Source organism: Robiginitalea sediminis (assembly GCF_002198115.1).
In the GTDB taxonomy this organism is placed as follows: domain Bacteria; phylum Bacteroidota; class Bacteroidia; order Flavobacteriales; family Flavobacteriaceae; genus Robiginitalea; species Robiginitalea sediminis.
Genome location: NZ_NGNR01000003.1, coordinates 298324 through 309538, shown reverse-complemented (window position 1 = coordinate 309538; position 11215 = coordinate 298324). Strand labels below are relative to the sequence as shown.

Annotated in this window: 11 protein-coding genes; 8 read left to right on the top strand and 3 right to left on the bottom strand. The window is 55.0% G+C overall.

What is annotated here, in order from left to right; translation table 11 throughout:
• The first annotated feature begins 199 nt into the window (after positions 1-199).
• From CA832_RS11200 to CA832_RS11180, 5 genes are all read left to right on the top strand, one after another.
• Complete coding sequence (locus tag CA832_RS11200; protein WP_088341702.1) at positions 200-790, top strand: hypothetical protein; 591 nt, start codon at positions 200-202, stop codon at positions 788-790.
• Between the two features lie 69 nt (positions 791-859).
• Entirely contained in the window at positions 860-1963 is a 1104-nt protein-coding gene (locus CA832_RS11195) for a helix-turn-helix domain-containing protein (protein WP_088341701.1), read from the top strand.
• 88 nt (positions 1964-2051) lie between these two features.
• The gene (locus CA832_RS11190) at positions 2052-4742 is read left to right on the top strand and encodes a prolyl oligopeptidase family serine peptidase (protein WP_088341700.1); all 2691 of its coding nucleotides are present in this window, start codon (positions 2052-2054) and stop codon (positions 4740-4742) included.
• 71 nt (positions 4743-4813) lie between these two features.
• A complete protein-coding gene (locus CA832_RS11185) occupies positions 4814-6064 on the top strand; it encodes an MFS transporter (protein WP_088341699.1) in 1251 nt (416 codons plus the stop codon).
• Positions 6065-6079: 15 nt separating this feature from the next.
• A complete protein-coding gene (locus CA832_RS11180; protein WP_088341698.1) occupies positions 6080-6943 on the top strand; it encodes an aminotransferase class IV in 864 nt (287 codons plus the stop codon).
• 181 nt (positions 6944-7124) lie between these two features.
• On the opposite strand, the gene CA832_RS11175 is transcribed toward CA832_RS11180, so the two are convergent.
• Complete coding sequence (locus tag CA832_RS11175; protein ID WP_088341697.1) at positions 7125-7664, bottom strand: DinB family protein; 540 nt, start codon at positions 7662-7664, stop codon at positions 7125-7127.
• Between the two features lie 237 nt (positions 7665-7901).
• Between CA832_RS11175 and CA832_RS11170 the strand changes: the two genes are divergently transcribed.
• Complete coding sequence (locus tag CA832_RS11170; RefSeq protein WP_088341696.1) at positions 7902-9437, top strand: carbon-nitrogen hydrolase family protein; 1536 nt, start codon at positions 7902-7904, stop codon at positions 9435-9437.
• Positions 9438-9441: 4 nt separating this feature from the next.
• Here the strand turns inward: CA832_RS11170 and CA832_RS11165 are convergent, their stop codons facing one another.
• Together CA832_RS11165 and CA832_RS11160 are read right to left on the bottom strand one after the other, a co-directional pair.
• Positions 9442-9615, bottom strand: coding sequence for an Arc family DNA binding domain-containing protein (locus tag CA832_RS11165; RefSeq protein WP_088341695.1), 174 nt, complete (start codon positions 9613-9615; stop codon positions 9442-9444).
• A 4-nt stretch (positions 9616-9619) separates the two neighbouring features.
• Positions 9620-10474: an SPFH domain-containing protein gene (locus CA832_RS11160; RefSeq protein ID WP_088341694.1), complete on the bottom strand. Its 855-nt coding sequence runs from the start codon at positions 10472-10474 to the stop codon at positions 9620-9622.
• Between the two features lie 143 nt (positions 10475-10617).
• Between CA832_RS11160 and CA832_RS15265 the strand changes: the two genes are divergently transcribed.
• Positions 10618-10749, top strand: coding sequence for a hypothetical protein (locus CA832_RS15265; protein WP_262502097.1), 132 nt, complete (start codon positions 10618-10620; stop codon positions 10747-10749).
• Positions 10724-11185 carry a GNAT family N-acetyltransferase gene (locus tag CA832_RS11155; RefSeq protein WP_088341693.1) on the top strand — a complete coding sequence of 154 codons (462 nt, stop codon included), beginning with the start codon at positions 10724-10726 and terminating at the stop codon, positions 11183-11185. The genes CA832_RS15265 and CA832_RS11155 overlap by 26 nt, the downstream gene beginning before the upstream one ends.
• The last annotated feature ends 30 nt before the right edge of the window (positions 11186-11215 follow it).

The following is an 11215-nucleotide window of genomic DNA, read 5'->3' as shown; positions in this document are numbered from 1 at the left end:
AAAACCCAGCCGCCCCCCCAGACTCAACTTCACTATAAGACCCTCCCCCAAAGGCACCCAACCTTGGACTCAAATCATTTGAGTCCTTTTCAATCCCGCCAAAAACGTCTCAAATCACAATTTAAGTCGATTGGCCTGGGGCCCGGACCTACTTTCGCCCTATCGAATCCAAAAAAGTAATCCTTTAAAACCCTGAAAAATGAAACATGTAATTGTAGTACTGACCCTCTGCCTGTCCGCATGGCAGGTATGCGCCAAAGAGCAAGTAGTGCTCCCGGCAGGAAAGGCGGTGGAGCTTACCTACGAGGAATTTGCCACCTACGATGTAAAACTCGTCAACCGCTCGGGCAAGCCCATAGACGTGGCCGTCCTAACCCCAGACACGCGCAAGCAGGTTAGCGGCTTCGGGCTGGGGCCCATGGGTAAGGCCGTCTTGTATGTCAAAGCCGGGAACATCCTGAAGCTGAAAAACAACTCCGGAAAGGATATCAGCATCGCGCTGAGTTTTGTGGATCGCCAACCCCAGCCGGAGCGCACCCCGGGGATGGAGACCGTGAACTTTACCCTCCACAATTCCTCCTTAAAATCCATCCCCCTGGTCATTCCCGGGGTTATGAACCCCAACCTCTCCCCTATGTCCAACAGTGGGGTTGCCCTGGCAAAGGGTCAGGAGATTTATTACCGCAAAGGGCTCAAGAAAATCCTGGTCCTTACGGTGGACGACAGCATTGAACCAGGCGCGAAGATCGATATGGCCAAGCGCATCCGGGACCTCGAAAAAGGAAACTAACGCGTAAATGGAAACGGGGATAAGCCATCCGTGCGGAAGGCTTATCCCATTTATCAGTACCTTTCCCTCATGTCCCTGTATACCACCCCCCTGCAGATTGGTTACTTCTTCGGCCTGCTGATGTGGCTCGTTTTTTTGGTGCGCGGGTTCCGCCAGCAGCGCCTTTCGGATACATTCCTGGGCTGGATCATGTTTATCCTCGCCATGGAACTCCAGGACTACACCTTTGGTTTTGCGGGCATCAACTTCTTGTGGAACGAACTAAACGGGTTTCCCAGAGGGGTTAGTTTTTTATTTGGGCCAATGGTCTATTTCTACTTCCGGGCCCAAACCAACCGGTCCTTTCGCCTCAGGGGCAAAGACTTCTGGCACGCCCTGCCCTACCTGGTGTATTTCCTCTATGAAATAACCGCCTTTGTCCAGGGACCCGAAGCCGTAAGGCTTAAACAGGAATCCGGATACGACCTGGTACTCTCCTATGTGTTTCGATTCGCCCTTTGGGGCTCCTTTATTTTCTATCTCGGAAAATGCCTGGTGATTTACAGGGCCTACCGGGCCTGGTCCATCCACCAGTTCAGCAATACCGAACTGATCAGTTTCAATTGGTTCCGCAACTTTATCTATGCCATGATTTTCTGGCTTCTGTTCCGGGAAATTATGAATGTCCTGGATGCGTTCCTGGACCTTAGTTTCTACCAGGACTGGTGGTGGAACCTGGGGCTTGTAGCCGTTATTTTTTACATAGGCCTCGCCGGGATTTCGCAGCGCCAGCCGGCCATGATCCATTTTGACCTCGATCTGCAGCAGCCTGAACCCCCGGATGAAAAAGGAGCAGACACCACCCATTTGGCCATAGCCCAAAGGCTCAGGGCACTGATGGAGCAGGACCGGCTGTATCTGCAGGCAGACCTGAACCTGAGCGAACTGGCCCAGCACCTCGGAGCAACGCGGCCCCAGGTATCGGCGGCCATCAACCAGGTTTTCGGAAAGAATTTTAACGACTACGTCAACAGCCTGCGCATAGAGGAGTTCATCCGATTGCACCGGGAAAACGGTTCTACCTATACCCTGCTCTACCTGGCCTATGAATCCGGGTTCAACTCCAAAGCCACCTTTAACCGCGCTTTTAAAAAGATCAAAGGGCGTTCCCCCAAGGCGTTCCTGGAGGGATAATCCACTTGCTGAAACTGTGGGTATAAAGCTGTCCCCATTCCCCAAAATCCCCTATCTTGAGTGGCGCTAAACGCAAACGAAACGCTGCATGAGAACATTCGCCTGGGTGCTGCTGGCATCCCTGCCTGTGCTGGCCTGGAGCCAACAGGAAAAATGGACACCCGAAGAGATAATAAACACGGAATATGTATCCGGCCCGGAATTTTCCCGAGACGGTTCGAAACTGGTCTGGAGCCAGCGCAAGGGGTTAACCAAGGAGGATAAATTCGTCAGCAAGCTCCACCTGGCCCGCCTGGGAGAGGAATCCCCGGAGGTGCTGCAGCTCACCCGTTCGGAATCGAGCGAATCCGGCGCGACCTTTTCTGCCGATGGAAAGGCGCTTTACTTCCTGTCTTCCCGGGAGGAAGGGAAAGCCCTTTGGATACTGAACCTGGCCGGGGGCGAGCCCGAGCAGGTCCACACCTTCGAGAACGGTATCTCCGGCCTGCAGCGCCTGGCGGACTCTGCCCTGTTGTTTGTGGCCGGGGAAGGGAAAACCCTCTACGACATCACCTACGAAAAGGACAATACGGTAATTGTGGAGGACACCCTGCACTGGAACCCCCGCCGCATTTATGCCTTCAACCTGAAATCCAAAAAAATACGCCGCATTACGGATAATGCTTACCGCATTGCCGACTACGCGGTTTCGGAAAGCGGGAGCCACCTGGTCTACACCGAGATCACCTCGCCGGACTACGGGACCGACGGGAACCCCAAACCAAATATCGTGCTGGTAGACCTCAAAAGCGGCAGTAGCCAGAACATCCTGAAGGGCCTGCAGGAGCCTTCCGGGTTTACCTTTACCCGCAGCGGCAGTGGGTTCTATTTCTCGGCGGTCCGCTCCTCGGACCCCCAGTGGAACGGTGCCGGTGTGCGCGAGCTTTACTTTTACAACCTGGCCAACGGGGCCTATACCCAGGTAGACCTGGATTGGGAAAACGGCCTGAGCGGGTCCTACTACCTCAACGGGGAGGACGTAATTGCCCAGCTGGCCAACGGCCCCTATATGAAGGCGCGCTATTACCGCAAAGACGGAAACAGCTGGACCCCGAGGGAACTGGATTTTGACGGGAAGGGGCAACACGTGGCCATCCTGGCCTTCAATGCACCTACCGGAAAGGTGGTCTACCGCCATTCCACCGCCTCCCAGCTCCCGGAATACTACACAGGCACCCTGAAAGCAGGCCGGCGGGGGGGTACCATAGAAGGGTCCCAGACCCTGGTTTCCCTGAACGACGCGCTTAAGAAAAAGCCCATTGCCAAAGCCGAGGTGATTTACTGGGAAGGCGCCAACGGGGACCAGGTAAACGGCATCCTGTACTATCCGAAAGGGTACGAGGAAGGGAAGAAATACCCGCTGGTACTGAGCATCCATGGCGGGCCTACAGGGGTGGACAAGGACCAGTGGTCCGAGCGCTGGTCTACCTACCCGCAAATCCTGACCGACAAAGGAGCCTTTGTGCTGAAGCCCAACTACCACGGTTCGGGCGACCACAGCCTGGCCTTTATTGAGTCCATCAAAAACGGGAACTACTACTCCCTGGAGCAGGTGGACATCTACAACGGGATACAACACCTCAACAGCCTGGGGCTGATCGATATGGACCAGCTGGGCACCATGGGCTGGTCCAACGGGGCCATCCTCACCACCTGGATGACCCTCAAATACCCGGACATGTTTAAAGTTGCAGCCCCTGGGGCCGGGGATATCAACTGGACCTCGGACTACGGGACCTGCCGCTTTGGGGTGACCTTCGACCAGAGTTACTTTGGCGGGGCCCCCTGGGATGACACCAACGGGAAGCATTACAATGAGTGGTACATTAAATACTCCCCTATTTTCGAAATCGAGAAAATCAAAACCCCTACCATCATTTTCCACGGAAGTGAGGACCGGGCCGTACCCCGGGACCAGGGGTGGGAGTACTACCGCGGGCTGCAACAGGTAGGACAGGCGCCGGTGAAATTCCTCTGGTTCCCCGGCCAGCCCCACGGGCTTCAGAAAATCACCCACCAGCTGCGGAAGATGAAGGAGGAGATGGCGTGGTTCGACACCTATTTGTTCGGGGAGGATGAAACCAAAAACGAGGCTTTCAAAAAGGACAGCCCGCTGGCTTCCAGGATCGAATTGCAGGAAAACACTACCGAAAACGGCCTGTTGGGCACCCTGAAGGAGGGCACCCTTCTGCCCGCCGTTGTGGCTGTCGGCAAGGACAGTATCTCGGTTGCGCTGCACGAGGTCACCCTGGCCCAGTATCACGCCTATAGCGGCAAATCCTACGACCGCCTTTTTGCCAACCATCCGGTAACAGGTCTCTCCGAAGCGGAGATTAATGGCTACCTGGCGTGGCTCAGCGCTCAGACGGGGGACACCTACCGCCTGCCAACTGCCAAAGAAGCGAAGAGCCTCCACCAGAAAGGCCGGAAGGCGTTCGAAAAACAAAACAACCTGAACCATTGGGCCGGGTATGCCTTAACAGCCCTGGATGTCCCGGGCCTTAAGGCTAAACTGGAAGCGCTCAAAACCTCCCTGGTGAAAGCCGCCGGCAGCCACGACCCGATAACCCTGGAGAAGGAAACCAAGGTATACGACCTGGGGGGCAATGTAGCGGAATACTATAAAGACGGTGACGCGCTCAAAACGTACGATTACAGCGCTTACGATTTTGTGGACCCCATGCAGGAGAGCGGCAGCAGCGCTGCGGAGCACACCGGGTTCCGCGTGGTTCGGGAATAAGACGGGGCAAAGCAACATTTTGCTATGGCGGTAAAATAAGGTACTTTCCCAAAAGCCTTTAACGGGCACCAATGGAAAAGAACCGCCGCATTCCCTGGTATTACCTGGCCTTGCTGATCCTTGCCGGAGAGGCTGTATTTGTACTACCATTTGTGCTGCCCAGAGTCTTCCGCCCCACTGTATTGGACGCCTTTGGCCTGGACAACCTGGAACTTGGCATTTGTTTCTCGATATACGGCTTCGTGGCCATGGGGTCATATCTTTTAGGCGGGCCCCTGGCAGACCGGTTAGACCCCAGAAAACTCATTGCCCTGGCCCTGTGGCTCACTGCCCTGGGAGGCTTAGTCCTGGCCACCTTTCCCTCCTATTCCCTTCTGAAAATCCTCTACGGATACTGGGGCATGACCACCATATTTCTGTTTTGGGCACCCATGATTAAAGCCACAAGGATCTGGGGAGGGTCAGCCTCCCAGGGTAAGGCATTCGGGTTCCTGGATGGAGGCAGGGGCCTGGTGGCCGCGCTCTTTGGTTCGCTTGGGGTCTTCCTTCTCTCCACTTTCATGGAAACCAACGCTGCAACCCAAGGGGTGCAGACAGCCTTCCGCACGGTAATCCTGGTTTCCTCTGGCCTGGTAGCCGTGGTGGGTATCCTGGTGTGGTGGGGTCTCCGGCATCCTCAGGACACCGGAGAAGCAACGCAAATGGAGCGGATGCGGCTGAACCACCTTAGGGAAGTCCTGCGCTTAAGGTCTGTCTGGTTGCTTATGGCAATTATCCTTTGTGCCTATGTAGGGTATAAGATAACAGACATCTTTTCCCTTTATGCCCAGGAAGTGATGGGCTATGACCCCGTTGGCGCTGCCAGGGTGGGGACTTTCCTGCTATTTCTAAGGCCTGTGGTGGGGGTGGTTATAGGTGTACTGGCAGACCGGACAGCCACCTCGAAAGTGCTTCTAGCAGGGTTCTGGCTCTCCGTTGCGGGAGGCTTGCTTTTTGCCTCAGGCCTTATGCAGCCATCGTTTACCATCTTGTTTTTCCTTTCGATTTTGGTGGTAGCCGGTGGCGTATATGCCACCCGTTCGTTGTATTTTGCAGTAATGAATTCCGGACGTATCCCCCTGAGATATACCGGGACAGCTGTGGGTTTGGTTTCCCTGACCGGATTTACCCCGGACATATTTGCGGGGCCGGTCATAGGCTACCTCCTCGAAGCCCACCCGGGCCGGGAGGGGCACCAACACGTGTTCTGGATGCTTGTGGGCTTTTCCCTGCTCGGGGCGTGGGCAGCATCGGCGTACCTCAGGCGTTACGGCAAATCATAAACGTAAACAGGTAATATGGCACCACCTGCTAGCTTTCCCCCAAAGGTCTACCTCAACGGCCAAATCCTCGAGGCCTCAGAGGCCCGCATCTCCGTTTTTGACCGGGGGTTTATTTTCGGGGACGGTATCTACGAGGTCATGGCGCAGATTGGCGGGCGTTTCTTTTACCGCAAGGCCCATCTAGACCGACTGCGTTCCTGCCTGGAAAAAATCGACATCCAATTGGATTTGGACGCCCTGGAGGCCGAGATTCCTGCCCTTCTGGATGCTACCGGGCTTACCGGAAAGGACTGCCTTCTTTATATTCAGGTGACCCGGGGGGTGGCCCCCCGACAGCATAACTATCCCAAAGGCATTGAACCCACGGTGCTGATGTACGCATGGGCCAAGAGTCTCCCCGATATCCCGGCAAATCATGCCCGGACCATTTCCATGGAGGACTTCCGGTGGGCCCGGTGCGATATCAAGATGACCTCCCTGCTGGGAAATGTCATGGTAAATGAACATGCCATGCGCAACGATTGTTATGAAACCGTTTTGGTCCGCAACGGGGTGGTAACCGAGGCCTCTCACTGCAATGTTTTTTTTGTGAAGGACGGGGTGGTGATCACCCACCCGGCCGATACGTTTATTTTGGATGGGATTACCCGGCAGGTAGTACTGGAACTATGCGCAGAACTGGGCCTTGAAGTGCGGGAGGAAGGTTACCCGGCCAAGGACATCCCACAAGCAGACGAAGCCTTCCTGACTGGCACAAGCACCCAGATAACGGCCATACAGCAATTGGATGACCATGTTTTCTTCACCTCGGAAGCAGGGCCGGTAACCCGGCGGTTGCAGGAGGCGTTTCTGGAGCGAAAGAGAAGTGGATGGGGTTAAAGCCTTTTGTGAACGGATGGGTTAGAAATAAGGATTCCGGGATTCTGGGGCCCCCTCCCCCCACCCATCAAACTACACCAACAACCTGCAACCGCCTATCACCCTCCAAAAATTCCAGGCCCAATCACAGGCCTGAATAGAAGACATGAACCGCAAACCTTTCTTTTCGCCTTAAGATCTCCTACCAGGTATATTCCGGCGGATCTATCCCATTGATCCGGAGATACAGGTTGGACTTGGAGCGGTGGTTGGCCATGTGGTCCTGTACATAGAAAAAGGCGAAGGCCCGGCTAACTGTATTACCGCTGTGGTACATGACGCAGGTCTGGTCCAGTTGCTCCTGTTCCACCGTGCGGATAACCCCTTCCACGTAATTGAATCCTTCTTCCAGCAGCGCCAGTATTTCCGCCTTGGTCATTTTTGAAGCATCCGGGGTGTTGGGGGTTACGTCCATGCCCTGAACATAGCGCTCGGTCAGCAATACTACCGTATGGGCAATATGCACCATCTGCTCCCCGAAGGTCTTGCTCACTTCCGTGGGCTTATAGCTGTAAAGCTCCTCAGGCATGGCCCGGGCCACATCCAGGCAATGGTCCCGTGCCTCCTCCCAAACCGGGAGGTACATGCGGGTAAAGTCAGTTTTCGGTTCTTGCTGGGAATGCGCCACTCCCGTAACCATGAGGAAGAGTAAGGCGGCTCTTTGTATCTTACGTAGCATCATAAGGAATCTGTTTGCGTTATACCCCGGGATCCCTTCACAAAAGACCTAAAGGCAAAGACCCGGGTGTTGCGCTTGAAAATACGCATTTATCCCGGTATTCAAACCAGGGGCAGTTACCCGCGTGTCTCGAGATATCTTCTCCCTTCCGGGCTAAAATTAAACCGCGGGTTGCCTTGGAATCTGTTATACCTTTGAGCCGGAAACGGCGTCTGATATGCCGGCCTTAAAAAAAAACCTATGGAGCTACGCGACATCGATAAGATCGAACTGAAATACCTTTCCCTGGACGACTACCACGACCTGCAACAGGCCATGGTTTCGGCCTACCCGTCCATGCCGGATGCCTACTGGCGGGAGCAACACGTGCGGTCCCTTATCGAAAAGTACCCTGAGGGGCAGGTGGTGATCCGTATAAACGGGGAACTGGCAGGTTGCGCCCTTTCCATCCTGGTCCCGGAAGACCTGATTGAGGAAAAACACACCTACCGGGAGATCACCGGAGACTACAGCTTCAATACCCATACCGACCAGGGCGAGGTGCTCTACGGGATAGATGTGTTTATCAAACCGGAATTCCGGGGGTTGCGCCTGGGCCGTCGGCTCTACGACTACCGGAAGGAGCTCTGCGAGAAACAGAACCTCAAGGGAATTGTCTTTGGGGGGCGCATCCCCAACTATCACAAGTACGCTGGGCAGATGACACCCAAGGCCTATATTGAACAGGTACGGCAGAAAGCTATCCACGATCCGGTGCTTAACTTCCAGCTCTCTAACGACTTCCACCCCATCCGCATCCTGAAAGGGTATCTGGAAGGCGATGCGGCTTCCAATGAGTATGCGGTGCTGATGGAGTGGAACAATATTTTCTACGAAAAGCCGGTGCAGAAGGCCGCCACCCTTAAAAAAGTGATCCGCCTGGGGTTGATCCAGTGGCAGATGCGCCCCTACGATTCGGTGGAGGACCTGTTACAGCAGGCAGAGTATTTCGTGGATGCGGTTTCGGGCTATCGCTCCGACTTTGCCGTGTTCCCGGAATTCTTTAACGCCCCGCTCATGGCCAAAAACAACCACCTCTCGGAGGCCAACGCCATCCGCGAGCTGGCCCGGCATACCGATGAGATTGTAAGCCGGTTTTCCGGCCTGGCCATTTCCTATAATATCAACATCGTGACCGGCAGTATGCCGGAACTCCATGAAGGAAAACTGCTCAATGTAGGGTACCTCTGTAAGCGGGACGGGACGGTGGAACGGTATGAAAAACTGCACGTTACGCCGGACGAAGCCAAGGTCTGGGGCATGCAGGGCGGCTCCGGCCTTAAAGTCTTCGATACGGATTGCGGCAAGGTAGGGGTCTTGATCTGCTACGACAGCGAATTCCCGGAACTCAGCCGGTTGCTGGCAGACCAGGGGATGGACATCCTCTTTGTTCCCTTTTTGACCGACACCCAGAACGGGTACGCCCGGGTGCGCAACTGCGCCCAGGCGCGGGCCATCGAAAACGAGTGCTATGTGGCCATTGCCGGGAGCGTGGGCAACCTGCCCAATGTGCACAACATGGATATCCAATTTGCCCAGTCTGCCGTGTTTACACCCTGCGACTTTGCCTTTCCCACCAACGGGATCAAGGCAGAGGCCACCCAGAATACAGAGATGATCCTCATCGCCGATGTGGATATCGACCTGCTCCGCGAGCTGCACGAACACGGGGCGGTACGGAACCTGAAAGACAGGCGGACCGACATCTTCGAACTTCGGATGACTCCGGGGAAGTAATGCCTCAGGCGTCCTTTTCGGGGTTTTGCCTGGGCAGGCGCCGGACCTCTTTAAGCCCTTTGTGGATGATCCATTCCAGTTGGCCGTTTACGCTGCGGAATTCATCGTCTGCCCATTTCTGGACCGCTTTGAACGTTTCCGGGTCTAGCCGGAGGACAAAGGCCTTGCGCTTGCTCACAAAATCAGGAATTCAGCGTTCCGGCATTGACCACAGGCACCGCTTCCTTATCGCCGCATAGCACCACCATGAGGTTGCTGACCATGGCAGCCTTCTTGTCTTCGTCGAATTCAATGATCTGGTCCCGGCTCAGCTGCTCCAGGGCGTCCTCCACCATGCCTACTGCGCCTTCCACGATCTTCTTCCGGGCGGCTACAATGGCCACCGCTTGCTGGCGTTTGAGCATGGCATTGGCAATTTCCGGGGCATAGGCCAGGTACCCAATCCGGGCTTCGATAACTTTTATCCCGGCAATGGCCAGGCGCTCGGTAATCTCCACTTCCAGGGCCTCATTCACCTCATCCATCCCGGAGCGCAGGGTGAGCTCTGCCTGCTCATCGTCGAAATTGTCATAGGGATAGGACCCCGCCAGCTTCCGGACAGCGGCGTCGGTCTGCACCCGGACAAACTCCACGTAATTATCTACGTCGAAGGCAGATTTGTAGGTATCCTGTACCTGCCAGACCAGGATAACGTTGATCAGGATAGGGTTCCCGATCTTGTCATTTACCTTAACCCGTTCACTGTCGAAGTTGCGGGCCCTGAGGGAGATCTTCTGGCGCGCGTAGAACGGATTGGCCCAGAAAAACCCGTTCTCTTTAACCGTACCCTTATAGGCCCCGAAGAGGACCAGCACCTTGGAACTGTTTGGGTTTACAATAAAGAACCCCCGCATAATCAGGATCATCAGGGGGAGGCCCACCAGGAACCAGGGGCTGCGAAGGGCAATCAAACCGGCGATGGTCCCTGCAATAACCAGAAAGAGGACCAGCAACATCAGATACCCGCTGCCGGGCCTGATTTCTTTTTCATTTTTCATTTTGATACATATTTGATATCATAATAATACTACTTTTCTGCTAAATAACCAAACTGCCATACAAAAACGATCTATCGGTGCCCTAGGTTACATGGCTTTCTGGCCCTTTTGCTTATTTTTCACTCCGATAGACACCCTGCTCCATGAACCTGACCACCAAAATTATCCTGGCCCTTATTGCCCTGCACCTGGTTGTAGGGTTTGGCTGGCTGGTTTATAAACTCACCCCGCGTAAAACAGACAAGGAGGATGATCCGGAAGCTGGACCACCATAAACCTGATACTGCCCGCGCCATCCGGGAGGTTTTCCAGGCCTCTTACGCCGTAGAAGCCAGGTTGCTCGGGGCAACCGATTTCCCGCCTCTGAAACGGCCCCTTGAGGGGTTTACAACTTCCTCCAACGATTTTTATGGATTTTTTCGCTCGGGTGCCCTGGCCGGGGTTGTAGAGGTGGTACCCGGCACGAACTCAACGCATATCCAGAGCCTGGTGGTCCTACCCCGGTTCTTTCGAAAAGGGATTGGCAAGGCTCTGGTGCAGTTCGTCCTGGACACCTACGTTACCTCCCGTTATACCGTAGAGACCGGGCTGAAGAATCTGCCGGCCACAGCGCTCTATCTCCGCTGCGGGTTCCGGGAATCCGGGCAATACGATACCGACCACGGGGTCCGGAAGATCCGGTTTGAAAGGCAACGGGACCCTTCCCCATAGCGCTACCCCTTACCGCGCAGGCATAAAAAA

Excerpts from the sequence above, each read along its gene's own strand:
- CA832_RS11200 (WP_088341702.1), top strand. The coding sequence starts at position 200 with ATGAAACATGTAATTGTAGTACTGACCCTCTGCCTGTCCGCATGGCAG.
- CA832_RS11185 (WP_088341699.1), top strand. The coding sequence starts at position 4,814 with ATGGAAAAGAACCGCCGCATTCCCTGGTATTACCTGGCCTTGCTGATC.
- CA832_RS15265 (WP_262502097.1), top strand. The coding sequence starts at position 10,618 with ATGAACCTGACCACCAAAATTATCCTGGCCCTTATTGCCCTGCACCTG.
- CA832_RS11190 (WP_088341700.1), top strand. The coding sequence starts at position 2,052 with ATGAGAACATTCGCCTGGGTGCTGCTGGCATCCCTGCCTGTGCTGGCC.
- CA832_RS11170 (WP_088341696.1), top strand. The coding sequence starts at position 7,902 with ATGGAGCTACGCGACATCGATAAGATCGAACTGAAATACCTTTCCCTG.
- CA832_RS11180 (WP_088341698.1), top strand. The coding sequence starts at position 6,080 with ATGGCACCACCTGCTAGCTTTCCCCCAAAGGTCTACCTCAACGGCCAA.
- CA832_RS11195 (WP_088341701.1), top strand. The coding sequence starts at position 860 with ATGTCCCTGTATACCACCCCCCTGCAGATTGGTTACTTCTTCGGCCTG.
- CA832_RS11155 (WP_088341693.1), top strand. The coding sequence starts at position 10,724 with ATGATCCGGAAGCTGGACCACCATAAACCTGATACTGCCCGCGCCATC.
- CA832_RS11160 (WP_088341694.1), bottom strand. The coding sequence starts at position 10,474 with ATGAAAAATGAAAAAGAAATCAGGCCCGGCAGCGGGTATCTGATGTTG.
- CA832_RS11175 (WP_088341697.1), bottom strand. The coding sequence starts at position 7,664 with ATGATGCTACGTAAGATACAAAGAGCCGCCTTACTCTTCCTCATGGTT.